Raw genomic sequence first — 25,997 nt, 5'->3', positions numbered from 1 at the left:
TCATCGAGCAGCTGCAGGGATTTCAGTGCGCGTATTATCCCTTTTTATGGAAAAAAGTCCAAATAGAGCGAATCCGAGGATGATAGCGTCCACCGGCATCCTGAATCGCGCATTCACGCCGAATCCGTTGATCGCCGTCGTACCGGCGAAATAGAGGACTATGAGAATCATGATCGCGGCAGCGGCTTTGTCTCCCCTGCGGAGATATCTGCATGCGCCGTATACGAACGATATCGTCACGGCGATCCAGAACAAGCGCAAGAGGATGATGAGCACAGCAGGGCTTGCCGCATAGCGCGCCATGACCGATGCAAGCTCGATCGGATGAGAAGCTAATTGTATGACCGGCTTCGAAACGACGTTCGGTATCGTAATGCCTGAATATCCGAGCACCGTGAGCATGCCGTCATGGGTAAAGAACGTGACGAGCGTTATGAGCCCTGATTTCATGAGCGCGAGCTTGTGGTCTCTGATAACATCGAGCCCCTTCGATTTATAGATATCCGCATTGGCGAGCGTTATGGAATTCGGATCGAAGCCGCCTCTTTCAACAAATGCGGCGTATTCCGTTTTGAAGTCGGTGCCGTTGTCTATGGCGAGCAGCGTCGGCGCGAGATACACGTACAGATTGAATTCCGGTTGGGCGCTCATGCCCCAGACGCCGAACGCTTGGTGATTTCGCACGAGCCACGGAGCGATGACGACCAAGAACATCAGAAGGAATATCGCGCATTGCTTCGCTAAAGCCGTACCTTCGCCGCCTTGTTGTGGACCGCGCAAACGTTCGCGCCACATGATCGCGAGCGCGATCGGTATCAATATCGGCAGATATTGAACCGTCGGCTTCACCATCGTGGCGAGGCCGAGCGTCAGACCCGCGTAGAGCGCCGACCGGATCGTCGGCCGTTCTATATATCTGATGAGGAATATCAGAAAAAGGAGGAAAAAGAACATGAAGCACGTCTCGGTATAGAGGATGATCGAAAACAACATGAGGTACGGCTCGACGCACATGATGATCGCTGTCCACTTCCCTATGCGATGCCCGAAGAGCATACGTGCGACCCTGTATGCGAGGACTGGGATAAGGCTTCCGAGGACAAGCTCGAAAGCGAATACGGCCCAGTATGTTTTGAACACGCCCGCAAAAAACGCAATGAGATACGGCCAGACCGGCGGGCGCAAAGGATTCGGTGCGAACGGCGGCTGCGTATCCCACGTCATGCCGTGGCCATTCAGGATTCCCTGCGACAATTCATAATATCCGTCGTCGCCGTGGATCGAATTCAGGAGATTGCCGTCATTGTGGGCAAAAACGATGGAAAAAAGTACGAGCCTCGCGGCGAGGGCGATGCAGAATATGATGACCTCGACTTTATAGCGCGCAACAAAATCCTTAACCATTTTTTTCTATGAAAGAAAGGATGCGACGGGCGCGCTTCTCCCATGTATGACTGGAAACCCGCGCGAAAGCGCTCTGGGCGAGAGCCTCTCCCCCTTGAGAATCAGAAGCGAGCGTCCGGATCGCATCCGCGAGGGCTTTTGCATCATCAGGCGGGACCAGAGACGCCGACGATCCGTCCACGATCTCGCGGATGGATGGGATGTCGGATGCGACGATCGGCCTCCGGCTCGCCATGTATTCGAACAGCTTCATCGGCGACGTGTAGTAGAGAGATATCGCTTCTTTACCCGAATTAGGAAGCGCCAGAACGTCAGCGGCCTTTTGCCAGACAGGGATTTCAGCGTACTTTTTGTGGCCTGCGATCAGAATCCGCGGCGAGTCGCCGTATTTCGATTTGAACGCTGCGACGTCGGCATCGGTACCGCCCACGAATACGGCAAGAAAATCATCGGCGAGCATGCCTGCTGCCTGCGCGAGCGCATCCACGCCCTTCCAGCCATAGAGATGCCCTGTATACACGGCGATCTTTTTATCCGGAGGCAAACCAAGCTTCTTTCGAGCTTCTTCTTTAGACACGGAGATATCGAAAGCTCCTATATCTACCGCATTCGGCTCATAGAGCATGCGCTCGGCAGAGATGCCGAATGCCCTCTCGACCTTTTCCATCTTCCATTTGTTATGGACGAGCACCCATTTCATCTTTTTCAAAAATCGGCCGAAGAGCGCGAGCTTGCTCTCCGGAAAATCGTGCATTTCATAGAAAGTATTTCCCGCGACGCGCGACGCGGCGAGCAGAGGCAAGGTTTCGTTCGAATAGACGATGTCGTCAGAGACTGCATGAGCTTTTATATAGGCAACAATACCCTTTGAGAACGAGCGGTAGCTCATCCAGAACGATATCTTCCGGAAGACCGGCGACAATTCGGTGGCAGGTATCTCGACGATCGAAAAAACATTCCTCACGCCGAAATAGTCATATGCAGTCTGGCTATCGACACCCTTCCTTTTTGGAACAAGAACCGTCACCTCGAGACCGACATCCGCAAAAGCCTCGGCGCTTTTCGCCGCGAAAAGAGAGGCTGCTTTCTCGCCCGGGAACCTGCCATGGAATACGAGAAAAAGTCGGCGCTTCATGTTATTTATGGGCCACCACGAAATAGCCGAGCGGTATCCTTTCCGCCATGGCGCGATAGCGAGGAATGATCTTGAGCAAGGCCTTGTCTATGCCGACGGCGACCGCCTTGAAGGCCGGTTTTATGATCCGCGGCAACGCTCCCGACGCGGATTGGTAGACCAGCGAACATATGCCGTAGCCGATCTCGCGTATGTCCATACGCTTGAATCCGTTTTCGAGAAGGAGCTTTTCGAGCGTGGACTTGGTGTATCGCATGTAATCGTCAGGACAGCCGTGGATGTGGTGCATGAACGGCACGGCGAATACGAACGTGCCGCCCGCCTTCAGCACGCGCGCCGACTCCGAAAATGCGTTATGGAATCCATAGATATGCTCGAATACGTTCATAGAAATGACCGCATCGAACGAACCGGTCTCGAGCGGGAATTTCTCCTGAATGTCGAATATCATGTCGCACGGATGCGACCGATCTATGTTCACGGTCGTAAACGCGTGCGAGCCTCCGATGAGGCTGTGATATTCGGACCCGATATTGCCGCCGAGGTCGAGGATCGCCCCGTCGAGAGAGATGCCGCGCAGGTTACGGTACTCTCCGTCGCGAATGATGGAGTAGGATTTCATGTTGAAATATAAGGGAAATATAGCAGATTTAATGCTATATTTAAAGGCGATTTAAAGGCACGGATGAGACTCCTCTACCTCAACAGCGAAAACCTCTATACCCAGGATACTCACCTCATTCAGGGCTTTCGCGAGCTCGGGCATGAGGTCATCGAGATAGCCGAAAAGAAGGAGAGCTTTTCCTATAGCCGCCTCATATCGCGCCTCCGAAGCGAATGGCGCCAGGGAGACGTCGTCATCGTCGGATACCCCTCTCCTCTCCTCGCGATCCGTGCGAAACTTTCGACCCGTTTGCCGATCATATTCAACGCCGTGTCGTCGCAGTGGGAAGCGAACGTCGTCTCGCGCGGCGAGATCGGGTTCTTGGGCTGGAAAGCGCTCAAATCGTATGCGATAGACTTCATTTCATTCCATCTTTCCTCGCGGATACTCCTCGAAAGCAATGCGCAGATCGAATATGCGAGCCGATTGTTCTTGGTCCCGAAGAGCAAATGCGTCCTCTCGTATTCGGGCATAGACGAAAGGGATTTCTTCTATGATGCATCGGTGCAGAAGCGGCCTGATTTCACCGTGCTCTTCCGTGGCCGATTCCTGCCGGAATCAGGCATCCTCACCGTCATAGAGGCGGCGAAAAGGCTCGAGGATTCGGAAATCAGATTCCTCGTCATAGGGCACGGCTTTATGTATCGGAAAGTAAATGCGCTCCTCGTAGAGCTCGCTCCGAGAAATCTCGAGCATATCCATGACAGGCTTCCCGCGCATGAATTGCGGCGGCGGATGCTCGAATGCCATATATCGCTCGGCCAGCTCGCGCGGCATCCGAGGCTCGATCGCACCCTGCCGTGCAAGCTCTTCGAAAGCATCGCCTTAAAGCTTCCCTACCTTACCGGCAGGAATAAGGCGATATTCGAAGTCCTCGAAGAAAACGTGACCTGCGCCGCCGTCGAGCCTGCATCGGCAGACGAGCTCGTCGCGAAGATCATCGCCCTTAAAGAGAATCCTGATACGTGTGAAAGGCTCGCGGCGGCAGGATATGATCTCTACAAATCGCGCCTGACCTCAAAGAAGCTCGCCGAGGGCGTATTCACCGCGATAACGAAAACTGCATGACCTACGATTTTTGCACCCTTACCGACAAGAACTTTGTCTATAAATGCCTGGCTCTTTTTGATTCAATAGAAAGGCATATGCCCGGCTCGAGGCTCTGGGTCCTGTGCCTCGACGACGAATCCGAAAGGCTTTTTAAAAAGCTCGGGAAGCCGGGCATAAAGACAGTGGCGCTCGTAGATATCGGGAACAAAGACTTGGAAGCGACGCGCGCCCGGACAAAGCAGGAATTCGCATGGACGTGCAAGCCGGCGATCATGAGCTATCTCCTCGAAAGAAAAGTGAGGGGATCGCTCATATTCGCCGATTCAGACCTGCTCTTCTATTCTTCCGTCGCTCCCCTCTTCGATGCGCATCCGAACGCGTCTATCATGCTCACGTCCCATAAATTCACGCCGAAGAAAGCGCCGCTCGCGGATCTCGTCGGTTATTTCAATTCGGGTTTCATCGTCTTCAAGGACGACGAGACAAGCAAGGCAGCGCTCCGAAAATGGAAAGGTCAGTGCATCGAATGGTGCTTCAACTATCACGACAAAGGCCGCCACGGAGACCAGTCATACCTGAAGACCTGGCCGCAGGAATTTTCGAATATAGAAGAGATACCGGAAAAGGGCGTGAATCTCGGCACGTGGAACATTGACCGCTATACCATCAGGCAGCGGGGCGAAGGATTCTCCATAGACGGAGAGGCCCTCGTCTGCTATCACTTCCACGGCTTTATCGCATATCTCGACGGAAATACGGTACGTCCGTATCCGATCACCGTCCATCACGGGAAGATCTACGATGCCTATATCGCCGCGCTCCAAAAGGCGCAGGACGAGATCGCATCAGTCGAACCTTCATGGAAATATGGGTTCGCAGCGGAGATCTCCCCTCTCCGCTGGATTAAACAGGAAACAACGCGTATAGTTCGAAGCATATGTCAGTAAACCCTCTCCGAAAGATACTTTGGAAAGCCGGCCTCGATTTCCATAAATACAGGCCCAAGCCGAACCAGCTCATCTGGCTCAAGGAGCGCGGCATCAAGACGGTCCTCGACATAGGCGCCAACACCGGTCAATTCGCGGAAGAGATCCGCTCTGTCCTTCCTGATGCGTTCATATATTCGTTCGAGCCTCTGAAAGACTGTTATGACGAGCTCGTCGCCTCGCGGGCGGGCGATCCTCGATTCCAAGCCTTCAACTGCGCGCTCGGCGACCGGAACGCCGCGACCGATATCAACCGCAGCTCGTATTCGGCGAGCTCGTCGCTCCTCAAGATGGCCCAGCTCCACAAAGACCTCTATCCTCATACCAAAGGCGAGAGCACAGAGGCCATATCCGTGCGCCGCCTCGACGATATCCCTGAAATGAGATCAGCCCGCACCGAGAAGAACATCCTCGTCAAAATGGATACGCAGGGCTACGAAGACAAAGTCATCCTCGGCGGCGCGGAGTTCCTTAAGAGCGCGAATGCGCTCATCGTAGAGACGTCATTCGTCCCGTTCTACGAAGGCCAGGCTCTTTTCGCCGATATATATAAGCTCCTGACTTCCCTCGGCTTCACCTACAAAGGCGGCATAGACCAGAGGCACGACGGCAAGGACGGAGGCATCCTCCGCGAAGACTCTCTCTTCGTGCGCTAGGATTTAGTTCCCGCGCTTCTCGAACTTCGCCACGAACGACAGCGCGAAGAGCGACGGCCAGAAGCGCGCCTTGAGCCTCGTTATCGTCCCTACGACGGGAACCCTTTCAAAAAGAGTGTTGGTGTGAAGCTCGACCAATCGCAATCCCGCATCCGCAGCGATCTTTTCGAGCGCTTTTTTGTTGAACCAGTAGACATGGCCCTTCTTCGGCTGGTTATTCTCCGGAATGCGGCCGAGCAGAACCTGCAGTCGCGCCGGAAGCGAGCTGAAATTAGGCACGCCGACGACGACGTTCTTCTTTGCGACGCGCGCTGCCTCTTTCAATACCGAACCTGGATCATAGAGATGCTCGAGGATATCGAGGAGCGTGACGGTATCAAAGCTCCCCTCTGCGAACGGCAATTTATTGAGCCCGAAATCGTATACGCGGGTGTCGAGGCCTTTGGCATTCGCCTTTTTGACGCCTTCTTCCGAAAGATCGAGCCCTTTGCCCGTGATCGCCTTCTTTTTCCACAGAAGCGACAGCAAAAGGCCGTCGCCCGAGCCGAGGTCGAGCACGGTTCCGCGCGGGACCAGGTCGAGCGCCGCCCTGTGCCTGAATTGGATCGCCTGGTCTTCCCCGCTCCAGCGCCTGTTCTCGAATGCTTTTACGTCCATATGGTTAGATTATCCGCTCGACCACTTCTTCCGCAAGCCTTTTGCCGAGCATAGCCAAAGAATGCTTCGCCTCGGCGGTCGCGCGCAGCTTTTTGCGGTACGAATCTTTTTCCAGAGCCGAAAGCCCGAGCAGATGCGATATCTTTCCTGCGATTTCTTCCGCATCGCCCTCTTTCGCGACGAATTCAGCCGGGACAAGGCCGTCGAGGTTCTTATTCGTAGCGACCACGAGAGTCTCGCACGCCATCGCCTCGAATATCGTCTTGTCATACATGCCGGACGAAGACAGATTCACCGAAACATCATGAGCGCTGTATATACCGGGCGTCGCGCCGTTCGGAACGCCGTGGTAGAACACCGTCTTGTCGCCCAAGCCGAGCGCCGCGACTTTTTCCTGGAGCAATTTGTAGAATATCTCGTCCTTCGGCAAAGGGTCGCCGTAGAGAGACGCCGTGAACGGCACGTTGCTCTTTTCAAGGCGCAAAAGGATTTCGATAAAAAGATCAGGCTTCTTTACCGGCGCCATGCGAGCCAGGAATAGGATCGAGCCGGGAATGCGCCTTGTATCCGGTACCGGTTTGAACGTCTGCGTGTCTATGCCGACGGGCATGAGAACCGTCTTTTTATATTTCGCCGTGTACGAGAATCGAGACGTACAGAATACTTTCGCGCAGAAAGCAGCAGCGATGTCGGTGAGGAGCGATCCCGCATGGTGGTTCCTCCACATGTATATGCGCTTCCCCATCATCTTCCAGAACGGTCCGCCGAGCAGGATATATTCCTGATTCATGTGGACGAAGACCGCGTCATATCGTTCCGCGAATACATATTTGTAGAAACGAGAGACGTAGCGGAGCTTGGCGGCCAATCGGCTGCCGCCCCTTTCTTTGCCCAAAGAGCGGATCGTAACATTCGCCGGCAATTCGCATCGCCCTTTTTTCAGGCAGACGGCGACTACGGAATCGAAATTCTTGGCCGTTTCGTTGACGAGCCGGTGATACGCCGAAAGCACCGGATCGTCGAGGTCGAGGGCTTGAGTTATAAAAAGAAGCCTCATGAGATCTTCTTCCTGAATATAAGCAACTTATAGGTGAAATAACTGATGACGGCGAATATGAGTATGGCGAGAACCTGCGAGACCGTGACATCCATATGGAGCTTCTCGACGAATACGTAGAGCATGGCATTCGTCGCCCAAAGGCTCGCGAAATAGAGGATGCTGTACGCGAAGAACTGCTTCTTCTCCTCTTCTTTGTTATCGTTCTGGAAAGCCACGAATTTCTGGAGGAGGAATCGCGCGATGAATGAAACCGTCATAGCGAACGTCGCCGCGGCCAGATAATAGACGTTGAGATACGTCACGAGGACATACACGAGGGCGACGTCGAGAACCGAGGCCGTGCCGCCCGAAAAGATATAGCGGATAAACTGCGATCGGCGGAATATGCGCATCGCCCGCCGGTACGGAAAGAGGATGACATTCAGAGCGGTATCCATGGCGAGATTATACGGGATTACGGCAAAGCGCGCTCTATATCTTTCGCATGCTCTGCCAGATATGCTGCGCGCGACGGATACGGATACACATAATTCTTATTGCGAAGCTCGCCTGAAAATGCGCGCACGATCGATCGGGCGAACGCATCGGCATCTTTCGGCTCGCAGACTTCCCCTGCCAAAAGAGGCGCTATGCCGACATCGGTCGAAACGATCGTCGCGCCCGCCGCGTGCGCTTCGAGGAGCGCCATGCCATAGCCTTCATACAAAGACGAGAGCATAAAAACGTCGCATGTCTTCATATATGAGACAAGAGTATCATGGTCTGTCCACGGCTCGAAGACGACGCTTTCGTCGAGACCGAGCCTGCTTACGAGCGATTTGATATTCTCGAGCTCCGGACCGGCGCCGGCGATGACGAGACCTGCCTCCGAGCGATCGGCGAGAGCTTTTGCGAATGCGCGCAACGCCGTCGGCATATCTTTTTCAGCGGTGATGCGCGATGCCATGAGCGCGATCTTTTCGAATTGAGGATATTTTTGATGGAGATCGACAGAGATCGGCGCTCTCCTTATCTCATGAAGGTCTATGTAGACCGGCACGACGGACGACTTGGCGCGCAATGCCGTCGGCAGACCGGCGCGGGTGCGTTCTGATACCGTGCGGATCGCCTTGGCGGCGCGAAGCACTCGACCCGACATGAGTATGCGGAATCTGTTGAGGAATCCATCTTTGAAATAGGGGCTGTACATATCGGTATGAATCTGAACATGGAGCGGCAAGCCCGACCGTTTTGCCAATGCGAGGGCAGCGGAGCCTGTGACGAAAGGATCCTGGACCGTGATGACGGAATCTTTCGGCGATAGTCCGGCCTGCGCGATGACTTCCCCGCCTACGCGCACGATGTCTTTCATATATGAAGCCTTGCCGGCCGACTGGGTCGGATACGCGAACGTATTTGGAGCTATAGAAATCTTCGCCGCCGTGATAGCGGGATTTTTAAGAGAGCGCACGACGATGTGAAGCTCGTCGAAGCACGATCCGTAATCTTTCATGCGCGCCTGAACAGGGCTTTCTACCTGAAGCACCTTTTCGTCAGCTGATATCATGAGCACTTTCGTCATACTTCGCTATATCTTCTTTAGCTCGTCCGCAAGCCTGTCGAGCATGATCTCGTCGGTGAACCCGGAGACGTCTTTCTTAGCCTTTCGGGCAAGGCCGTCAGCGCCCTTTATATTGCCCAAAAGACCTATGATGGCCTCTTTAAGGCTCTGCAAGGCCCCAGGAGCGATCAAAATACCGTTCTCGGCATTCCTTATTATCTCGACGTTTCCGCCCACAGCCGTGGTTATAACCGGGGTACCTAAAGCCATGGTTTCGAGTATCTGGTGCGAGAATCCTTCATACGCCGTATTCAGGACGAACAGGTCGGATGCTTTCACGTATTCGAACATCGTTCTCTGATCCAAGCGGCCTGTAAATGCGACCCTGTCGGCGACGGCGAGCTCCGTCGCGCGCTTCTTCAGGCTCTCCCCGTCCGGCCCGTCGCCGATAACCAGGAGCTTGGCATCGGGATGCGCGGCGATGACGTCGGGCATGGCCTCGATCACTTCCTTGATCCCCTTCCATGGGACGAGGCGCCCGACGGTGACGATCGTCTTGCCCGTCCATTTCATGCGCTTCTTCAGAACGCTTGGAGTCTCCTTGACCGGCTCTATATGAAAGCCGTTATATATGACAGATACATTGCGCGAGTCCACGCCCCAATCCACGAGTATCGACTTCAGATATTTCGAAGGCGTGATGACGCGCTTCGCGCCTTCGGCGACATAGGCTTCTATCCATTTGAGAAGCCTGACCTGCCAGGCATGCGCGCCATGGTTCCGCGCGAAATGGTCGAGCGTATCGGTCACGCCGAACCTCTGCGTCCCCTGCTCCCAGGCATAGTCCCCGACGACCTTGAGAACGAGCTCCTTGCCGCGTATCTGGGAAGCGAAGAGCGCCGGAAGCCCCACGGAGACGGGATCCATGGCATATATGATGTCGGCTTCCGGCGCCTTGCGGAGCAATTCCATGAAATACATAAAATGCCTGACGAACCTCGGCTTGTGGATGTAGTCGCCGAAGCTCGCGATCTCGACTTCGATGCCGCGCTTCGGAAGCTCGTCATATATGAGCTTGGAATAGGTCGCAGGGCCGCCGATCTGCGGCGGGAATATGCCGGTTGCTACGAGAATCTTCATGGCTTCATCATACCAGGTCGAAAACCTTCTCCTTCATGTCGTTCGCGACCGTCCTCCAGTCATAGCGGTCTACGACCATGTGCATGGCATTATCCACGATCTCGGTGCGGAGGCTCTTGTCCTGCATATATATCTGGACCTTGCGGGCGATGTCCTGCGGCGAATTCGTTTCGCAGAAAAGCCCCGTTTCTTTGTCGCGGAGGAAGTCGACGATGCCGCCCGTCCTCGTAGCGATGACGGGTATGCCTGCGACCATCGCTTCGACGAATGAATTGCCGAATCCTTCGGAGAGAGACGGGCGGATGAATATGTCGGAAGCCTGAAGGTATCCGGGCAATGATTCATGCGGAACGAAGCCTTTGAATATGACGCGGTTATCCACGCCAAGCCGTTTCGCCTGTTGTCTGAGTCCTTGCTCCAGATGACCCGAACCGATATTGAGGAATTTCACGTTCGCCGGAAGGTATACGAGAGAGCCGATAATATCGCCGACCGCATTCTTTTCCACAAGGCGTCCGGCTGTGACGATGAATACGTCGTCCGGCATTTTGCCGATCTCGCGCTTTATCGCCTGGAGCTCTTCGCCCACGATGAATTTCGAGAACTTCTCCACATCTACGCCGTTCGGGACGACGACGGGCTTTGCGGTCGCACCCATATCGCGCGCGAAATCGGCCAGGTATTTCGAGATGGCCTGGATGCGGTCGGCATGCGCGAATATCTTGCGGAACGTCCCCCGCACGAACCGCGTCTTGCGGAGCATATAATCGATCGGATCGCCTTCCTGGAGCGTGAGCACGAACGGCACGTCCATATGGAAGAGCTTGAAGAAAAGGCCGGGAAAGCCGGCGACATAGGCCATGATGCTCCAGGTGAAATCGAATTTCATCGAGCGATGGAGACACGACGCCTTGAGCGGCGCAAGAAAGAGATAGAGGTATTTATTGAGCGCGAAGAGCGGCCCCGACGACACCGGAAGGCCGACGCGGTAGACGGTCACGTTGCCGATCTTCTCCTGCACGGGCAGAGATCCGGCCTTCATGGTGACCATGTGGAATTCGATGTCCGCCGGATCGATACGGTCGGTCATCTCCCTCACGGCGACTTCAGCCCCGCCGACGAGGCGAGGATAGTATGCGAGGGAGAATATAAGGGCTTTCTTTGCTGACATGGCGGTTTTTACGGGATATATGAATTGTAGCGCCTCATTATAATCCTCTTGGAGGCGAAGGCGTTACATATCAAGGAGTTTGTTAAGGACGTCTTCCGGAACCTCGTTCGCCGGTCCGGAATGCTTGAGTTCAGGCGGTCGCGGCGCGACAGGAGGCGCCGGAGGAGCCGCTTCCTTCTTCGCCTCCTGCTTCGGCGCTTCTTTGGGAGCAGCCGGAGGCTTCGCTATAGAAGCGAGTGCCTGACGCAGGTCGTTTCGCGACTCTTCGGTCACGCCCTTTTTTTCGGGTCTCTGATCGTTCGGGCGCTTCTGATCTTGGCTCTGGCTATTCTGAAGCGGACGCGGCGTGACCATGGCCTTGATAGCGTCGAAACCATGAAATCCGTCGCTCGCGTCCATCGGCGGCGTCTCGTGGCGACGATTATTCTCCTGCGGCAGGCGCCTGTCGTCTCTGCGATCTTCGCGGCGATCGTCACGCCTCTCTTCCCTGCGCGGCTCGCGCGGCGGCATAGGTGAAGGCGCCGGCGGCATCGGCCTGTCAGCCCTTTCCGCCGTGCTGGTCCTGTCGCGCGGCTCTGCCTTCATGGTCGCGAGAGGCCTGTCGGGCGTCGCGCCCAAGGTCTGCATGCGGACGAGCTCTTCGACGACCGGACGAACTTGGGTGAATTGGGCGCGCGAGCCCTGGACGACTTGCTCCTTGAACGTGACGGCGGGTTCGGGTATCGGCGGCAGCGTGGTCGCCGAAAACGGCTGCGAACCTATCCCGTCGATCATAAGCCGCAGATATATCTGCGCGAAGCCGAGGTTCACGATGTCTTCAGCCGTGAATTGCGGGGCGAATTCCTTCTCCAAGACCTCTGCGTCGTACGAGCCCACCCGGAACACGATCATGGTACCGACGTTGCCGAACACCGCCGCGCGCACTTCTTCGGACATCTGCTCGATGTACTGATGCGCCATGGTCAGGTTCAGCTTGTATTTTCGCGCCTCGGAGAGGATATCGGCGAAAGACTCGTTCGCGAAGGACTGGAATTCGTCCACATAGAGGTAGAAGTTCGGCAGGGTCTTCATTATCTTGTCAGAGACGTCGGCGCGCGACATCGCGGCGAGATATATCTTGGTGATGAGCATAGCGCCGAGGAGATTGGCGTTCGATTCGCCCACGCGGCCTTTCGAGAGGTTCACGATGAGAATCTTCCTGTCGTCCATCATCTTGCGAAGGTCGAACGACGATTTCGGCTGGCCGATGATATTCCTGATGAGAGGGTTATTCGTGAACTGGCCGATCTTGTTCTGAATGGCCGGAGTCGCTTCGGCGGCGAACCTGTCGGTATATTTGGCGAACTCGTCCACCCAGAACGACTTCACCGCCGGATCTTTGATGTTGTCGACGACCTTTTTGCGATAGTCCTTGTCAGAGAGCATCTTGTTCACTCCCAAGAGCGTCGCTCCTGGATATTCGAGGAGCGCGAGAAGCGTGTTCGAGAGGATATATTCCATGCGGGCGCTCCACGCATCGGCCCATATTTTTTTGAATGTGGACATGAGGCCGGATACGACGAGATGGCGCTTGTCGTAGCCGACGTCCTCCATGACGTTGAACGCGATCGGGTGCTCGACGTCGAACGGCGCGAAATAGAGCACGTCCTTGAGGCGATTTTCGGGAACGTAATTGAGGAGAAGCTCGGCGGTCTTGCCGTGAGGGTCTATGAAGCAGCAGCCTTCCCCGCCCTGAATGTCTTGCACCGCCATATTCTCGAGGAGAGTGGATTTGCCCATGCCCGTCTTGCCGATGATATAGACGTGGCGGGTGCGGTCTTTTGCCTTGATCCCGAATTTGACGCGCTTGTTCCGGGCATCGGTCTCGGCGAAGTATGTGACTTTGTCGTCGCTGGTCATTTCCATCATTATGTCACAAAAAAGCGGCCGCCGATATGCATCGGCGGCCGCGCAGGCTTTTGCACTTCACGACGTTCAAGCAGGCATCGCGGAGAGGCCTACCGGCGCGGACTGGCCGCGACGGGCCGCATCTTCCTTGATGGCCCGGGCTCTCGCCAATCCGCAGCCGACGGGAATCACGGGTTCCGGCACGCTCCGCGAGGAGCGTTCGGGAACCGGTTTTTCCGGATCGACTTTGGGAAGGCTGGGACCGAGGACAATGGTACGTCTGGCGTGTGGGTGCATCGTTATGTATTTTGTAAAATACCGGCGAAGCTCCTGAGAGGAAACCGTAACCCCTCAGCGAGGGGCTTGTTGCCGGCGAACAAGACCTTCGAAACTATATCGAATCGCCGGATTTTGTCCAGACCGCGAAAGCGCGGGAAGGCGAAAAGGAAAAGCCGCTCTCGGTATGAGAGCGGCTCGTCTGACGGCGAACGCCGGCGATCAGATCGCGCGGCACCGGCGGACCTTCGAGACCGCCTGATAGCTCGTCTGCGGCTTGCCGCATCGGGAGCAGGTGCCGCTGAAGATGAGCCTCGACTTGCAGCTGTCGTTCTCGCATCGAGGCCTCATCTGATAGAGAGCGAAGAGGACCACGACGATAGACAGAGCAATGAGGATTCCGAGGAAACTGCCCAGCACGAGCAGCACGCCGAATTTTATGCAAAGCCCGGCAAGGACAGCGGCAGGGATCACCAGTACGGATAGAGCTATGGTTTTAATATTCATCAGATATAAGGAACGAGGAAACGCTTGGGAAAGTTCCTTGCTATCCTATAATGATTTTAATCTAAAGTCAATATCACGGCTTCGGCTCGAGCGCCGCCCTCGTATATTTGTTCCCCGCATTCCAGAGCGACCAGCTCGTCGCGCTCGAATCGTAGTCGGCCTGTATCTGCGCCCTCACCATCTCAGCTGTGTACGTGACCGGATAGTTATTATCCTGAAGCCACGGGCGGAGCTTCTTGCTGTCCCATACGGGCTTCGCATAGACCGCGGGCGTAGAGGTACCGATACGGGTATCCGTGAGGATCGGGGTCGTCGTCGCGGCGGCGCGAGCGACGGCCTTGTCCATGGAGATCTTCACGACCTTGTAGACGTCCTTGTTCGGGTCAGGGATCCCGTAGAATCCGTCCGGGTAATGCGACGGATAGACCATCGGCATCACGTAATCGAAGTTCGCCAATCCGTATTCGAGTATTTGCCCGATGTTCAGGTCGTCGGTATTGGTCGTCGTCATGCCGAAGAGGTCGCCCGATATGGTGATGCCGAGCGGCGAGAGCTCGTGATGGAGGTATTCGTAGAATCCCCTGACGACCTGGCTCTTGTCTTTCTTCCCCGACAGCGGATACCAGATGTCTTTCATATTGCCGTCGGCCGGGAATCGTATGTAGTCGAAGTTTATCTCGTCGAAACCGATCGCATGGGCGTCTTTCGCTATGTCTACGAGATACTTCCAGTGCTCGACCGACGACGCGTCTATCCACGCGATGCCTTTATAGTCGCGCCAGACAGTAGACGTCGCGCTCTCTTTTTTGACAGCGAGGTCGGGACGCTTCGCCACCATGTACTGGTCTTGGAACGATGCGACGCGGCCGATCACATATATATCCTTCGCATGGAGCGTGTCGATGAAATCCTGCATGTCTTTGACATAGCATCCGCCGACGGCGTCTTTGAGCGCGGGATTCTCCGGCATGAACGAGATATGCCCGTCGAACGACTTGATGTCTATAACGACGGAGTTGAGCTCGGTCTCGTCTATGAGGTCGGCGAGCTTCACGCGGAGCGAAGGCGTCGCGGCGACGCACGACGTCATATATATGCCTTTGACCGGCTCCGGAGTCGGCACATGGGTAGCCTGGCGGCCGACCGGAACGGGTACGGTGGTCGTCGCGACCTCGACAGGCTTATTCTCATAGGTCGTCTGCTCGAAGAGCGGCCCGGCCGCATAGAGGAAAATGGCGAGGAACATAAAAAGCAGGAATAGGCCGACGCCTATCCTGTACGCTCGAACGCTCTGTTTGGTGTTCTTCCCTGACACTCGGTATGTGAAAGATTATCCGCGGCTCATGTACGCCAGCGCGATGACGAAAAAGCCAAGTATGCCGTATACGACGTCGTCCCACGATGAAGGGAAACGGAGTAAAGGCTCGATGACTATCAGAACACCCAAGGCGATGATGACGTTCCTGAATCTCATGCGCGCATTATAGCACGCGAGAGAGGCGCACGAAGAGCGCGCGGCTGTTGATTAGCTGACGATGACGACGAATTCTCCGCGGAGCGTTCCCGGATTGTCTCTGAACGCCTTCAAGACCTCTTCGGCGGTTCCGGACACGTATGATTCGTGCATCTTGGTGATCTCGCGAAGTATAGTGACGGTCTTTTCCATTCCCTTCAGCGCTTCGAGCGTCTTCTCTATGCGGTGCGGAGATTCGTAGAACACGTATGGGCGCTCTCCGGCCTTGATCTCTTCGAACAGGGTCTGCCTGCCCTTCTTATGAGGCAAGAATCCGAGGAAGACGAACTCATGGAGAGGCTTTCCGGCGATGGAAACCGCGGCGGCAAGGGCTGACGGGCCAGGAATGGCGACGATATTCGCCGCCGGCAGGCGGGCGCGGACCTCAGAGACCAAAAGCATGCCGGGATCGGATATGCCCGGCGTACCCGCGTCGGTGACGAGAGCGATATCGTTCCCCGCTTCGAGGAGCTCGATGACGCGATCGGTCTTTACGGGCGAGCTCTGGGCGTGGAAGCTTTCGGTCGGAACCTTGATGCCGTATTTGGAGAGGAGCACGCGCGAAGTGCGGGTGTCTTCGCAGAATATGACGGAGACTTCCTTGAGCACGCGCAAAGCGCGGAGCGTGATGTCCTCGAGATTCCCTATCGGCGTCGCGACTATATAGAGAGTGGCCATAGTTTCGGCGATAAGTATACTATCATTAATGCATATTAGCCTTAAAAAGCCGCTTGTCTACGTGACCCGCGACATAGAGCGCGCGCTCGGTATGGAGCCTGCCGGAAATTATTTCATCGTTTCGAACGATACGCCGTACGGCCGCGAGGTCCGGAAGAGATTCTCCGAGAACGTGCGGCTAGCAAAAGGCGCGGATGCCGGCGAGCTTCTGGATACGTTCGACCTCCTTTCTCTTCCTGAAACACAGAAAACGATCGCCGAACGCGGGGCGGACGTTCTGGTATTCCAGAACACGGCGCGCATAGAGCGGTTGGCGAAAGAGAAAGGCTGGAATCTTTTGAACCCGAGCGCGGAGCTCGCAAAAGAAGTCGAGGAAAAGGTGTCGCAGGTCCGATGGCTCGATGACATCGCCGGTCTCCTGCCTCCGCATCGGATCATGCTCTGTAAGGACGTTGCGTACGCGGGCAAAAAATCCGTCCTCCAGTTCAATCACTCGCATACGGGCCAAGGCACATACGTGATCGAGTCGGACAAAGACCTGGAGAAGATCCGCGCCGATTTTCCCCGGCGCGAATGCCGCGTCGCCGATTTCGTGGACGGACCCGTGTTTACGATGAACGTCGTCGTCGGAAAAGGCACGCTCATGGGAAATCCGAGCTACCAGATCACGGGCCTCGAGCCTTTCACCGACCTTCCCTTCTCGACCATAGGCAATGACTGGAGCCTGGCGGCCGACGCTTCTTTCAGAGGCCTGCTCAAAAGCACCGCGGGCATGGCAAAACAGATCGGGGCGCGGCTCGAATCCGAGGGTTGGAAAGGCCTCTTCGGCATAGACGTTATATATGACGCCGCTACGGGCAAGGTATCGCTTTTGGAGATAAACGCCCGGCAGCCCGCATCGGCCGTATTCGAATCCGCGCTCGAGAAAAAAACCGGGGCAGACGCCCCGACGATATTCGAAGCCCACATCGCAGCGCTTCTCGATATGCCTTTTCCTGAAAGGCTGCCTCTCATATCAGGCGCCCAGATCGTTAAGCGCGTCACGGAGATTCCCGCATCGGTCGATATCGACGCGCTTCGCGGACAGGGCCTCGCCGTCATGGCATACGAGAACACGGATCATAATAAAGAGCTTTTCCGTATTCAGTCAGAGACGGGTATAATGAAGGCCCACGATCAGCTGAACGATTTGGGACGATTCATCGCATCATGCATCAAGACGCCGTAGAGATAACGAAACCGGAGACCGAGAAGCTCGAAGGCAGGGCTCGAGCGGTCATCGACGCATACCTCGCCCTTCCTTTGGGGACCAAGCCTTCGTGCCCATATTTCAATAATAAGCGCCATAAGACGCGCAGCCAGTTGCGCGTCCTCAAAGGCAAAGGCTCGCCTGAAGAGATCGCCGAAGAGGCGGACATAGACGCGAAGCACTCGCGCGTGAACGTGGCGACGCTTTCGACGGATAAACTAAAGGAATTCCTCGTCGCCCATGACCTCGGCGTCGACTGCTCCGGTTTCGCATACCATGTATTGAATGCCGTCGCCCAGGAAAAGCGCGGCAGAAACATCTCGGCGTTCGTGCGATCGAACCGCTCGGGCTTCATAGGCTCGCTCATAGCGCGTCTCCGTCCTGCCGAGAACATGGGCGTAGCGACGTTCGCAAACGAAAGGAATAGCGCCGAGATCGCGGCCAGCGACGCGCGCCCGGGCGATATAATCACGTTCATGGGCACGGGTAAGGACGGACTCTATAACCACATGCTCGTCATCACGGGAGTCGAGCGATCGTCGAACGGTATCAGGCTTTCATATGCGCACTCATACGCATGGCCTTCCGACGGCACGACCGATCACGGCGTACGCGAAGGCGACATATTCGTCCCTGCCGGCGAGACCATGGGTGACATCGCCCGCGGCAAAGGGGTCTGGAAAGAGAAAGGAGCGACGGGTCCGGAAAACTATACGCTTGAAAGCGCCCGCGGGGCAAAAGAAGTCTCGGTACGCCGGCTCGTATTCCTGGCTTAAAACCTTTATTTAAGTCGCCTTTTGGCCTATACTGGGCCTCATGACGGACTTTCTCCCCCTTCAGATACATAGCCTTACGACCATCATCGGATTCGGCATCGTAGCATGCCTGACGAGCCTTGCATGGGCGCCGTTTCTGATAAAGATCCTCCGCCGGGGGAGGATCGTCCGCAAATCGGAAGGCGACAAGACGCTCGGCCTCGAATCCCGATCGGAAAAGGCGAATACGCCGATCATGGGCGGTCTCCTCGTCATCGTAACGGTCGCCGCGCTCGCCTATTTCTTTGACTGGGACCGCCGATACACGTGGGTACCGGTCGGCGTCATGCTTTTGTCCGCCGCTCTCGGCGCATTCGACGACCTTTTGAATACGTTCGGCTCTGGCCGCCGCCAGAGGAGCCTGTCGCAGACGATGACGCTCATACGCGTCCACAAGAACATCCTCTACCGCCTCTGGCTCGTCGTCACGCTGCCCTGGACGGTCTTCAAGCGCGCGACGACTATATTCGGATCCAAACAGCGTACGGGCGTCCTCGTCCATGAAAAGCTCCTGCTCCAGTTCGCCGCGGGCGCCGTATCCGTCTGGTGGATCTATTACAAGCTCGGCGAAGCGTGGCGGGACATATACGTCCCTTTTCACGGGCTCGTCTCGATCGACGGCTTCCTTATTCCCCTCATCATCTTCGTCGTCATGTTCACCGCCAATGCCGTGAACGTATCCGACGGCATGGACGGCTTGGCCGGAGGCATGCTCATCCCGACATTCGGCGCGCTCGCATTCCTGTCGTGGATCGCGGGCTATGACGCTCTCGCCATACTGAACGCGGTAACCGTGGGAGCGCTCATCACCTATACTTATTTCAACGTAAAGCCTGCGCGCTTTCAGATGGGAGACGTCGGATCGCTCGGCCTCGGCGGATTGCTCGCCATCAACGCATTGGCGGTGAACAGCATGGCCATACTTCCCTTCATCGCATTCATGTTCTATGCCGAAGCTGCGACCGTACTCGTGCAATCCGTCGGTCGCCACGTATTCGGCCGTCGCGTATTCCGCATGGCGCCCTTGCATCATCACCTCGAATTGAAAGGCTGGAGCGAGGAAAAAGTCATCATGCGCATGTGGATCGTGCACCTCGGCATGGTGCTCATCGGCGTCTGGATAGGGCTTCACTAGGAATATAGGGCGCCTCGCGCGCACGCATATGTCATATCTCACATGGGACAGCCGGGTCATAGCAGATCTTTCTCCCGAAAACATCGAACGGATGTACGATAAAGGCTATGTCTTCACGCGCGTCGGCAAGGGCGTCATGAACCAGACGCGCTCGTTCCGCGTCGATCTCTCCAGATTCGAACTCTCGAGCGAGAACCGGCGCATCCTCCGCAAAGCCGAAAATCTCGCCCTCGAGGCCGAGGCCCTGCCCTACAAGGATTATTCCTGGCAGATCGGCAAGCTCGCCAAGGATTTCTACGCGAAATTCGGCGACAGCGTCTTTACCGCCAACAAGGCGCGCGAGGTCATCACCGACGCCGACAAGAGCAACTTCAACCTGCTCCTCGTATTCGGCGACGCGCGCCGATCTTCGCAGATCGGCTTCGTTATCGGATATCGCAGCGCGAACATATTCCACTACGCCTTCCCTTTCTACATCGAAGACGCGCGCGAGCCGTCGCGCGGCCTCGGCATGATGACCATGGTCCTTCAGAAGGCCAAAGAATGCAACAAGAGATACGTATATCTCGGCTCGCTCTCCCGCCCTACCGACACCTACAAGCTCCAGTTCAAGGGCGGCGAATGGTTCGACGGCGAGAGATGGCGCACGGACATAGAGCCTCTCAAGGAACTGCTTAAACCATGATATGAAGATCTCTCTCGTTGTCGTAGGAAAGACCCAAGACCCGAACGTCGCGGCGCTCGTCGCCGATTATTCGTCGCGCATCGATCGTTACAGCGGATTCGATATCGTCGAGACGACCGACGATAAGCTCATGAAAAATCTCGAAAAATACGACCGCATTTTCCTGCTCGATGAAAAAGGCCGCGCATATCGATCGGTCGAATTCGCCGATTTCATCCAGAAGCAGTTGAATGCGGGCATAAGATCCGCCGTGTTCGTCGTGGGCGGGCCATTCGGATTCTCGGACGAAGTCCGTGCTCTCGCCGACGGATCGATCGCGCTCTCGTCCATGACGTTCCCGCACGACCTCGTGCGTGCTATATTCCTAGAACAGCTCTACCGGGCTTTCACGATACTCCGGAATGAAAAATACCATCACGAATAAGAAAGGTGCCGCCCAAAAGACCCAGAAAGTCCATTTCATCGGCATATGCGGCGTGGCTATGAGCGCCGTCGCGACGGCTCTCTGGCAGAAGGGCTATAAAGTGACCGGCTCGGATTCCGGCTTCTTCCCGCCCGTTTCGACCAATCTCACTGATCTCGGCATTCCCTATTATCCTGGTTTTCATCCTGAAAAAATGGTCGGGGGTGGAGCGCCTGATCTCGTCATCGTGGGCAACGCCATTTCGACCAAGAATCCAGAGCTCTTGTACGTGAAAGAGCATGGTATCCCGTTCATGTCTTTCCCTGAAGCGGCGGGCGAGCATATTATCAAGCCTCATTCGATCGTCGTTACCGGCACCTACGGCAAGACGACGTCGTCAGCGCTTCTCTCCCATATCTTGAAACATGCCGATATGAAGCCTTCATACATGGTCGGCGGCGTCACCCAAGACAATTCGGCATCGGCAGCGATAGATGCGGGCGAATGGTCGGTCATCGAAGGCGACGAATATACGACGGCGAAATGGGACAAGCGCCCGAAGTTCGCCCACTACAAGCCGACGCATCTCATGCTCACCGCCGTCAAATGGGATCATGCCGACGTCTACCCTACGGAGAAAAGCTACCTCGACGCGTTCAAAGCGCTCGTCGCGTCGGTTCCCGCGCCGAAAGCCGACGGCAAAGGCGGCAAAAAGAACGGGCTGATCGTCGCATGCGCCGATACGGAAGCGGTGCCGAAGCTCCTTGCCGGCTTGAAGCGCGAATACGTGAGCTATGGCAAGGACGAGAAAGCCGACTATCGCTATGAGAACGTCAAAGGCTCGCACGAGGGCATTGCATTCGACATCGTCTATCACGGCAAAGCGTACGGTATCAAATCGCCCCTCCTCGGCGGATACAATGCCGAGAATATCACCGGTTGTTTCGCCATGGCGCGAGAGATCGGCATCGCTCCGGGCGACATCACCGACGCCATAGCGACGTTCAGGGGCATGAAGCGCCGCCTCGAAAAGCGCTACGAGCACGAGGTCGCCGTCATAGACGACATCGCCCACTCTCCGGAGAAAGCCAGATCAGCGCTCGCCATCATCCGTTCTATATATCCGGGCCTCATCGTCGCCGTGTACGAGCCGAATACCGGCAACCGTACCGAGCAGTCCAAGCCCTCATATAAAGATGCGTTCAGGGATGCCGATACCGTGGTCATCCCGCGCCTCACTAAATTGAAGGCTGATCCGACCGATCCTGAAAAGACATTCGAAGGAGAAGAGCTCGCCGCTCTCGTCAAAGAGTCGCACAAAGACGTCCATTATATAGACGACGACGCGGAGCTCGTGAAATTCCTCGCGCGCGCGAGGGGCGAAGGCGATGCCATAGCATTCCTCGGCTCGCACGGATTCCGTGGAATGATAGAGGAAACGGTAAAGGCCCTTGCAGGAAAATAATAAGCACTAAAAAAACCCTAAGACGTCCCAGGGCCTGGCGGGACATTATGGGGTGTTTTTAGTGCTTATTACTTGCCTTCGTCTACTATCTCGGTCTCTACGACGCCGTTCATAATATTCGTGACCTCGAGCACTATTCCGCATCTGTCGCACTCGATCACGTGCTTTTGGGCTACCTGCGGATACCGCGACATATCGATATCGTTCTTGCATTCAGGGCAGACGCATTTCATACGGATTGTTTTGTTTAAGCCGGGTTAAATCGCGAAACGCTTTATATAGTACTGCAAAAAGGCTAGTATAGGAACGTGAAGACTCCACAGACAGAAGCTCCGGAGATAGCCAAAGAACTGGGCCTCGACAGGCTCTATTTCAAGCGCGAAGACCTCCATCCGTACGGCTCGCACAAGGGCCGCTCGATACCAGTGATGATAGACCTGAAGATCGCCGAAGGCAAAAAAGATTTCGCCATATCGTCGTCGGGCAATGCCGCGCTCGCCGCGGTGCGCCACATCCAGGAGCGCAATGTAAACGGCGACGGCCTGACGCTTTCGATCCTCGTCGGGGAAAAGATGAATCCAGCCAAGCGAAAGGCCCTCATGGACGAGATCAAAGATCCCGCTATCACCATAGAAGAGACCCCTCGCCCGCTCCAGGCCCTGTTCCGCCTGATCCAGGGCGGGGGCAAGGAAAGCCTTCGCCAGTCTACCGACGACGCCGCCCTCGTTGGATATACCGAGCTCGCCATGGAAATGGATGCGACGCCCGGTCTGTCGGCCGTATTCATAGGAACGTCGTCAGGCACGACGGCGGAAGCATTGGCAAAGCATTTCATCGAGCGCTGGCAAAAAGACGATAAGGACGGCGCCGGGCCGGTGCCGCAGGTCCATATCGTCCAGACATCCGGCAACTCCCCTCTCGCCCGCGAATTCTCTGCCGAGGAAAGCGAGCCCGAGATATCTCTCGCCGACGCGATCGTAGACAAGGCCGTTAACCGCAAAGGAGCGGTCGTCGAAGCGATTAAAGGAACTGGTGGCACAGGCTGGATCGTATCGAATGCCGATATCGCGCGTGCCATAGCGCTTTTGAAAAAAGAGGGCATCGCCGCGACCGCCAACGGCGCGCTCGGCCTCGCGGGACTCATCCGTGCCATAAACAAAGGCGCTCATTTTAGAGGTTCTGTAGTTTGTATCGTCACAGGCAAATAAAAAGACTCCGTAACGTCCCAGGGCCTGGCGGGACGTTACGGAGTCTTTTTATTTGCCTGTAAATCGCAGACTACAAAGTCTCTATGAGGAGCATGTTCGTCTCGGTGCCCGCGCCGAACGGCAGAGCGGACGCGATGACGACCTTGTCTCCCTTCTTGGCGAGCTTGGACTTCAGGAAATGGTCGCGAACCATCTTGGCGACCTCGTTGAAATCGGTCGTGCGCTTCACGAGGACCGGCATCGTCGCCCACGACAATATGGACTGGCGGAACGTGAGCTCGTTCGGCGTGAATACGACGATATGCTGGTCGGGCTTATGGCGCGACATGGATCGGGCGCTCTTGCCGCTCTCGGTGAACGAGACCAGGAACTTCGCGCCGACCCTGTCGGCGAGCTTCACCGCCGAAGCCGTGATCGACTCGCCGGAAGCGTAGAGGACGCCGGGAACGGTCTCCAGGAGCTGCTTCTTGACCATGCCCGCCTCCGCCTGGAGAGCGACCTTATTCATGACTTCGACGGCCTGTACGGGATAGTCGCCGAGCGTCGTCTCTTCGGAGAGCATGATAGCGTCGGTACCGTCTATAATGGCGTTCGCGACGTCGGAGACCTCTGCGCGCGTAGGGACCGGCGCCTTGATCATCGATTCGAGCATCTGGGTCGCGGTGATGACCGGCTTGCCCGCCTCGTTGCACTTCCTGATGAGCATCTTCTGGGCCGCAGGGACTTTCTCTGCGGGGATCTCGATGGCAAGGTCTCCGCGGGCGACCATGATACCGTCAGCGAGCGCGATGATCTCGTCTATGCACGCGAGGGCCTGCGGAGTCTCGATCTTGGCTATGATCTTGGCCTTGGATTTCTTGGCCTTGAGGATGTCGCGGAGTTCGGTGATATCGGACGCGCGGCGCACGAACGAGAGCGCCATGAAATCGACCTTGTTCTTGATGCCGAATTCGAGGTCGGCGAGGTCCTTCGGAGTGAGGGACGAGATGGTGAGGTCGGAATCGGGGAGATTCACGCCGCGCTTGCCCTTGATCTCGCCGCCGACGAGGATCTTGCAGACGACGCTATTGCCCTTCACCTCGAGGACTTCGAGCTTCTTCCTGCCGTCATGGAGGAAGACGATATGACCCTTCTTGACCTCTTTCGCGAAATTAGGATAGTTCACCGATACGCGCGCCTCGTCGCCTTCGACCTTGTCGGTCGTGAGCGTGAACTTGGCGCCTTCCTTGAGCATGACCGACTCGGTCTTGAACGTGCCGATACGGATCTTCGGGCCGCCGAGGTCCTGAAGGATCGCCGCAGGGATGCCGGTCTCCTCTATCGCCTTCTTGAGATTCTTCACGCGGTTGCCATGCTCGCTGAAGTCGCCGTGCGAGAAGTTGAGGCGCATGACGTTCATGCCCGCCCGGAGGAGCTTTTCGAGCTGCGGCTGGGATTCGGTAGCCGGTCCGATAGTGCAGACGATCTTGGTCTTCTTGTTCAAGGTTGTGTGGATTTAAGTCTAATTTCGGAAAGGAAAAACCGACCATGTCGGTTCCTTTCGCTGTGCGCGTACTAGGATTTGAACCTAGGACCCCATCAGTATCAGTGATGTGCTCTACCAACTGAGCTATACGCGCATTTTCAATGCTACAGGCGGCCCGGAATGGCGTTGATACGAGTTCGCCAGGACCTTGTAACGCCCCAGAAATATAGCAAAAAGAGGGCCGAATCGCAACGAAAGAGCGATAAAAAGGCGCCCTCTGATCTGGAGAGCGCCTTTTGAAACCTTGGGGCGGAACCGGCTTATCGTGCGAAAAGCAGGATCCACCACCAGTCGAGAGCCGGGATGTAAACGATGCCCGGGTCGTCGGAGAGCGCTACGGCAGCGCATCTCACGAGACCGAGGGTGACGTACGATCCGATACAGGCTCCGACCATAGCCAGGCAGAGCTTATGCTTTGCCGTGAGACGGAGGGAGACGAATCTCGCCGCCCTCTCGAATACCGATTCCTGGGGACCAACCCCGAGATCGGCGATGGTTCTGACTCTTGTCTTCATATGTGTCCTGAAAGAGCCTGCGAAGCGAGGCAAATTCGGGCCGGGAGGCCCTCGATTGTTTCCGGACTTCGACGGCCTTGTCTCCAAGGTCGCCGATACGAATCCGATCCCCTGCCGAGAGGACCGGCTTAGACCTGATCGAGAGGAGCTCCTTGCGGATGCTCCGAAGCTTGAACCGCCAGCAGACTCGTCGTGCGACGAGGACGGCATAGCGGGTCTCTTCTATCATCGTCATGGGATTGACTTTCCCTTTAAGATTTCGATGAGTAAGCTGGAATCGCCCACCCTTGCTGATTCTTCATAATTATATCAAATGGTACAGATTTGTCAATACCTCTCCGGCGGCCTTTCCGGACATAGAAAAACCGCCTCCGGATTCATCATCTGGAGGCGGTCTTTCGTATCAAATACTGCGTTCTATTTTGTCCCGTTCTGGTTATAGGTTCTTCCCCTATTTCCATCGGGTTTTAGATTCCCGCAAATCCGTTCCGAGGAACGATCGACGCTTTAAGCCCGTATCCGAAGATACGATGCAGTTTTTCACTTGAAATAATCCACGAGCAGCTTCCGCTACCCGTGCCTTGTTACGACTTACTCCCTGTCATTGAGCTTGCCTTAGGCCGCGACAAGCGCGGACTTCGGGCACTCCCAACTCCCTTGAGTTGACGGGCGG

General features: G+C 56.0%; 28 protein-coding genes, 1 tRNA gene and 1 rRNA gene. 11 read left to right on the top strand and 19 right to left on the bottom strand.

Annotated features, from left to right (window positions below; genetic code table 11):
* Genes VHE10_00615 through VHE10_00605 form a run of 3 tightly spaced genes read right to left on the bottom strand, consistent with a single transcriptional unit; the run spans position 1 to position 3,161 of the window.
* Entirely contained in the window at positions 1–1,404 is a 1,404-nt protein-coding gene (locus tag VHE10_00615) for a glycosyltransferase family 39 protein (protein ID HVU06289.1), read from the bottom strand.
* Positions 1,397–2,539, bottom strand: a complete 1,143-nt coding sequence (locus tag VHE10_00610) for a glycosyltransferase family 4 protein (protein ID HVU06288.1) — start codon at positions 2,537–2,539, stop codon at positions 1,397–1,399. The genes VHE10_00615 and VHE10_00610 overlap by 8 nt, the downstream gene beginning before the upstream one ends.
* A 1-nt stretch (position 2,540) precedes the next feature.
* Positions 2,541–3,161 carry a methyltransferase domain-containing protein gene (locus VHE10_00605; protein ID HVU06287.1) on the bottom strand — a complete coding sequence of 207 codons (621 nt, stop codon included), beginning with the start codon at positions 3,159–3,161 and terminating at the stop codon, positions 2,541–2,543.
* 63 nt (positions 3,162–3,224) lie between these two features.
* Between VHE10_00605 and VHE10_00600 the strand changes: the two genes are divergently transcribed.
* From VHE10_00600 to VHE10_00590, 3 genes are read left to right on the top strand one after another with little or no spacing between them, the layout of a single operon-like run.
* On the top strand, positions 3,225–4,271 hold the full coding sequence (locus VHE10_00600; GenBank protein HVU06286.1) for a glycosyltransferase: 1,047 nt from the start codon (positions 3,225–3,227) through the stop codon (positions 4,269–4,271).
* Positions 4,268–5,200: a putative nucleotide-diphospho-sugar transferase gene (locus VHE10_00595; GenBank protein ID HVU06285.1), complete on the top strand. Its 933-nt coding sequence runs from the start codon at positions 4,268–4,270 to the stop codon at positions 5,198–5,200. Before VHE10_00600 ends, VHE10_00595 begins: the two co-directional genes overlap by 4 nt.
* On the top strand, positions 5,191–5,895 hold the full coding sequence (locus VHE10_00590; protein ID HVU06284.1) for an FkbM family methyltransferase: 705 nt from the start codon (positions 5,191–5,193) through the stop codon (positions 5,893–5,895). The genes VHE10_00595 and VHE10_00590 overlap by 10 nt, the downstream gene beginning before the upstream one ends.
* Before the next feature lie 3 nt (positions 5,896–5,898).
* Here the strand turns inward: VHE10_00590 and VHE10_00585 are convergent, their stop codons facing one another.
* The 7 genes from VHE10_00585 to VHE10_00555 form a co-directional block, all read right to left on the bottom strand.
* Complete coding sequence (locus tag VHE10_00585) at positions 5,899–6,552, bottom strand: methionine biosynthesis protein MetW (GenBank protein HVU06283.1); 654 nt, start codon at positions 6,550–6,552, stop codon at positions 5,899–5,901.
* A gap of 4 nt (positions 6,553–6,556) precedes the next feature.
* Positions 6,557–7,609, bottom strand: coding sequence for a glycosyltransferase family 4 protein (locus tag VHE10_00580; protein HVU06282.1), 1,053 nt, complete (start codon positions 7,607–7,609; stop codon positions 6,557–6,559).
* Positions 7,606–8,049: a GtrA family protein gene (locus tag VHE10_00575; GenBank protein ID HVU06281.1), complete on the bottom strand. Its 444-nt coding sequence runs from the start codon at positions 8,047–8,049 to the stop codon at positions 7,606–7,608. Before VHE10_00575 ends, VHE10_00580 begins: the two co-directional genes overlap by 4 nt.
* Before the next feature lie 17 nt (positions 8,050–8,066).
* Positions 8,067–9,173 carry a glycosyltransferase gene (locus VHE10_00570; protein ID HVU06280.1) on the bottom strand — a complete coding sequence of 369 codons (1,107 nt, stop codon included), beginning with the start codon at positions 9,171–9,173 and terminating at the stop codon, positions 8,067–8,069.
* A gap of 6 nt (positions 9,174–9,179) precedes the next feature.
* Positions 9,180–10,292 carry a glycosyltransferase family 4 protein gene (locus tag VHE10_00565; protein ID HVU06279.1) on the bottom strand — a complete coding sequence of 371 codons (1,113 nt, stop codon included), beginning with the start codon at positions 10,290–10,292 and terminating at the stop codon, positions 9,180–9,182.
* Positions 10,293–10,299: 7 nt separating this feature from the next.
* Positions 10,300–11,463: a glycosyltransferase family 4 protein gene (locus VHE10_00560; GenBank protein ID HVU06278.1), complete on the bottom strand. Its 1,164-nt coding sequence runs from the start codon at positions 11,461–11,463 to the stop codon at positions 10,300–10,302.
* Positions 11,464–11,526: 63 nt separating this feature from the next.
* The gene (locus VHE10_00555; GenBank protein HVU06277.1) at positions 11,527–13,371 is read right to left on the bottom strand and encodes a type IV secretion system DNA-binding domain-containing protein; all 1,845 of its coding nucleotides are present in this window, start codon (positions 13,369–13,371) and stop codon (positions 11,527–11,529) included.
* A 1-nt stretch (position 13,372) separates the two neighbouring features.
* Here VHE10_00555 and VHE10_00550 point away from each other — a divergent pair, with 1 nt between their 5' ends.
* Complete coding sequence (locus tag VHE10_00550) at positions 13,373–13,684, top strand: hypothetical protein (protein ID HVU06276.1); 312 nt, start codon at positions 13,373–13,375, stop codon at positions 13,682–13,684.
* A 164-nt stretch (positions 13,685–13,848) separates the two neighbouring features.
* On the opposite strand, the gene VHE10_00545 is transcribed toward VHE10_00550, so the two are convergent.
* From VHE10_00545 to rsmI, 4 genes are all read right to left on the bottom strand, one after another.
* Entirely contained in the window at positions 13,849–14,133 is a 285-nt protein-coding gene (locus VHE10_00545) for a hypothetical protein (protein HVU06275.1), read from the bottom strand.
* Positions 14,134–14,206: 73 nt separating this feature from the next.
* Entirely contained in the window at positions 14,207–15,448 is a 1,242-nt protein-coding gene (locus tag VHE10_00540; GenBank protein ID HVU06274.1) for a putative glycoside hydrolase, read from the bottom strand.
* Positions 15,449–15,463: 15 nt separating this feature from the next.
* Complete coding sequence (locus tag VHE10_00535; GenBank protein ID HVU06273.1) at positions 15,464–15,607, bottom strand: hypothetical protein; 144 nt, start codon at positions 15,605–15,607, stop codon at positions 15,464–15,466.
* Positions 15,608–15,658: 51 nt separating this feature from the next.
* Complete coding sequence (gene rsmI / locus VHE10_00530) at positions 15,659–16,324, bottom strand: 16S rRNA (cytidine(1402)-2'-O)-methyltransferase (GenBank protein HVU06272.1); 666 nt, start codon at positions 16,322–16,324, stop codon at positions 15,659–15,661.
* 28 nt (positions 16,325–16,352) lie between these two features.
* Here rsmI and VHE10_00525 point away from each other — a divergent pair, with 28 nt between their 5' ends.
* Genes VHE10_00525 through VHE10_00500 form a run of 6 tightly spaced genes read left to right on the top strand, consistent with a single transcriptional unit; the run spans position 16,353 to position 22,076 of the window.
* Positions 16,353–17,552, top strand: coding sequence for a hypothetical protein (locus tag VHE10_00525; GenBank protein HVU06271.1), 1,200 nt, complete (start codon positions 16,353–16,355; stop codon positions 17,550–17,552).
* The gene (locus tag VHE10_00520) at positions 17,534–18,349 is read left to right on the top strand and encodes a hypothetical protein (GenBank protein HVU06270.1); all 816 of its coding nucleotides are present in this window, start codon (positions 17,534–17,536) and stop codon (positions 18,347–18,349) included. The genes VHE10_00525 and VHE10_00520 overlap by 19 nt, the downstream gene beginning before the upstream one ends.
* Positions 18,350–18,389: 40 nt before the next feature.
* Positions 18,390–19,523: a hypothetical protein gene (locus VHE10_00515; GenBank protein ID HVU06269.1), complete on the top strand. Its 1,134-nt coding sequence runs from the start codon at positions 18,390–18,392 to the stop codon at positions 19,521–19,523.
* A gap of 28 nt (positions 19,524–19,551) precedes the next feature.
* Complete coding sequence (locus tag VHE10_00510; protein ID HVU06268.1) at positions 19,552–20,208, top strand: hypothetical protein; 657 nt, start codon at positions 19,552–19,554, stop codon at positions 20,206–20,208.
* Between the two features lies 1 nt (position 20,209).
* Positions 20,210–20,632, top strand: coding sequence for a 23S rRNA (pseudouridine(1915)-N(3))-methyltransferase RlmH (locus VHE10_00505; protein HVU06267.1), 423 nt, complete (start codon positions 20,210–20,212; stop codon positions 20,630–20,632).
* Positions 20,610–22,076: a Mur ligase family protein gene (locus VHE10_00500; GenBank protein ID HVU06266.1), complete on the top strand. Its 1,467-nt coding sequence runs from the start codon at positions 20,610–20,612 to the stop codon at positions 22,074–22,076. The genes VHE10_00505 and VHE10_00500 overlap by 23 nt, the downstream gene beginning before the upstream one ends.
* A gap of 68 nt (positions 22,077–22,144) precedes the next feature.
* On the opposite strand, the gene VHE10_00495 is transcribed toward VHE10_00500, so the two are convergent.
* The gene (locus VHE10_00495) at positions 22,145–22,309 is read right to left on the bottom strand and encodes a hypothetical protein (GenBank protein ID HVU06265.1); all 165 of its coding nucleotides are present in this window, start codon (positions 22,307–22,309) and stop codon (positions 22,145–22,147) included.
* 75 nt (positions 22,310–22,384) lie between these two features.
* Between VHE10_00495 and VHE10_00490 the strand changes: the two genes are divergently transcribed.
* Positions 22,385–23,284, top strand: coding sequence for a PLP-dependent lyase/thiolase (locus tag VHE10_00490; GenBank protein HVU06264.1), 900 nt, complete (start codon positions 22,385–22,387; stop codon positions 23,282–23,284).
* A gap of 70 nt (positions 23,285–23,354) precedes the next feature.
* On the opposite strand, the gene pyk is transcribed toward VHE10_00490, so the two are convergent.
* From pyk to VHE10_00470, 4 genes are all read right to left on the bottom strand, one after another.
* The gene (gene pyk, locus VHE10_00485) at positions 23,355–24,767 is read right to left on the bottom strand and encodes a pyruvate kinase (GenBank protein ID HVU06263.1); all 1,413 of its coding nucleotides are present in this window, start codon (positions 24,765–24,767) and stop codon (positions 23,355–23,357) included.
* Positions 24,768–24,830: 63 nt separating this feature from the next.
* A tRNA-Ile gene (locus tag VHE10_00480) sits at positions 24,831–24,903 on the bottom strand.
* Positions 24,904–25,069: 166 nt separating this feature from the next.
* Positions 25,070–25,324 carry a hypothetical protein gene (locus VHE10_00475; protein HVU06262.1) on the bottom strand — a complete coding sequence of 85 codons (255 nt, stop codon included), beginning with the start codon at positions 25,322–25,324 and terminating at the stop codon, positions 25,070–25,072.
* 542 nt (positions 25,325–25,866) lie between these two features.
* Positions 25,867–25,997, bottom strand: a 16S ribosomal RNA gene (locus VHE10_00470); the annotation flags it as partial.

This window comes from Candidatus Paceibacterota bacterium (genome assembly GCA_035546035.1).
In the GTDB taxonomy this organism is placed as follows: Bacteria; Patescibacteriota; Minisyncoccia; order Phycocordibacterales; family UBA6065; genus UBA6065.
Note: the sequence above shows the minus strand (reverse complement) of the source record. Positions and strands in the feature narration are given on the sequence as shown.

What these genes read in the sequence shown, in the direction of transcription:
- VHE10_00510 (HVU06268.1), top strand. Translation starts at nt 19,552, where the DNA reads ATGTCATATCTCACATGGGACAGCCGGGTCATAGCAGATCTTTCTCCC.
- VHE10_00535 (HVU06273.1), bottom strand. Translation starts at nt 15,607, where the DNA reads ATGAGATTCAGGAACGTCATCATCGCCTTGGGTGTTCTGATAGTCATC.
- VHE10_00500 (HVU06266.1), top strand. Translation starts at nt 20,610, where the DNA reads ATGAAAAATACCATCACGAATAAGAAAGGTGCCGCCCAAAAGACCCAG.
- VHE10_00550 (HVU06276.1), top strand. Translation starts at nt 13,373, where the DNA reads ATGTCACAAAAAAGCGGCCGCCGATATGCATCGGCGGCCGCGCAGGCT.
- VHE10_00595 (HVU06285.1), top strand. Translation starts at nt 4,268, where the DNA reads ATGACCTACGATTTTTGCACCCTTACCGACAAGAACTTTGTCTATAAA.
- VHE10_00505 (HVU06267.1), top strand. Translation starts at nt 20,210, where the DNA reads ATGAAGATCTCTCTCGTTGTCGTAGGAAAGACCCAAGACCCGAACGTC.
- VHE10_00560 (HVU06278.1), bottom strand. Translation starts at nt 11,463, where the DNA reads ATGTCAGCAAAGAAAGCCCTTATATTCTCCCTCGCATACTATCCTCGC.
- VHE10_00575 (HVU06281.1), bottom strand. Translation starts at nt 8,049, where the DNA reads ATGGATACCGCTCTGAATGTCATCCTCTTTCCGTACCGGCGGGCGATG.
- VHE10_00565 (HVU06279.1), bottom strand. Translation starts at nt 10,292, where the DNA reads ATGAAGATTCTCGTAGCAACCGGCATATTCCCGCCGCAGATCGGCGGC.
- VHE10_00545 (HVU06275.1), bottom strand. Translation starts at nt 14,133, where the DNA reads ATGAATATTAAAACCATAGCTCTATCCGTACTGGTGATCCCTGCCGCT.
- VHE10_00580 (HVU06282.1), bottom strand. Translation starts at nt 7,609, where the DNA reads ATGAGGCTTCTTTTTATAACTCAAGCCCTCGACCTCGACGATCCGGTG.
- VHE10_00520 (HVU06270.1), top strand. Translation starts at nt 17,534, where the DNA reads ATGCATCAAGACGCCGTAGAGATAACGAAACCGGAGACCGAGAAGCTC.
- VHE10_00525 (HVU06271.1), top strand. Translation starts at nt 16,353, where the DNA reads ATGCATATTAGCCTTAAAAAGCCGCTTGTCTACGTGACCCGCGACATA.
- VHE10_00555 (HVU06277.1), bottom strand. Translation starts at nt 13,371, where the DNA reads ATGATGGAAATGACCAGCGACGACAAAGTCACATACTTCGCCGAGACC.
- rsmI (HVU06272.1), bottom strand. Translation starts at nt 16,324, where the DNA reads ATGGCCACTCTCTATATAGTCGCGACGCCGATAGGGAATCTCGAGGAC.
- VHE10_00495 (HVU06265.1), bottom strand. Translation starts at nt 22,309, where the DNA reads ATGAAATGCGTCTGCCCTGAATGCAAGAACGATATCGATATGTCGCGG.
- VHE10_00515 (HVU06269.1), top strand. Translation starts at nt 18,390, where the DNA reads ATGACGGACTTTCTCCCCCTTCAGATACATAGCCTTACGACCATCATC.
- VHE10_00600 (HVU06286.1), top strand. Translation starts at nt 3,225, where the DNA reads ATGAGACTCCTCTACCTCAACAGCGAAAACCTCTATACCCAGGATACT.
- VHE10_00585 (HVU06283.1), bottom strand. Translation starts at nt 6,552, where the DNA reads ATGGACGTAAAAGCATTCGAGAACAGGCGCTGGAGCGGGGAAGACCAG.
- VHE10_00615 (HVU06289.1), bottom strand. Translation starts at nt 1,404, where the DNA reads ATGGTTAAGGATTTTGTTGCGCGCTATAAAGTCGAGGTCATCATATTC.
- VHE10_00570 (HVU06280.1), bottom strand. Translation starts at nt 9,173, where the DNA reads ATGACGAAAGTGCTCATGATATCAGCTGACGAAAAGGTGCTTCAGGTA.
- VHE10_00475 (HVU06262.1), bottom strand. Translation starts at nt 25,324, where the DNA reads ATGAAGACAAGAGTCAGAACCATCGCCGATCTCGGGGTTGGTCCCCAG.
- VHE10_00610 (HVU06288.1), bottom strand. Translation starts at nt 2,539, where the DNA reads ATGAAGCGCCGACTTTTTCTCGTATTCCATGGCAGGTTCCCGGGCGAG.
- VHE10_00605 (HVU06287.1), bottom strand. Translation starts at nt 3,161, where the DNA reads ATGAAATCCTACTCCATCATTCGCGACGGAGAGTACCGTAACCTGCGC.
- VHE10_00590 (HVU06284.1), top strand. Translation starts at nt 5,191, where the DNA reads ATGTCAGTAAACCCTCTCCGAAAGATACTTTGGAAAGCCGGCCTCGAT.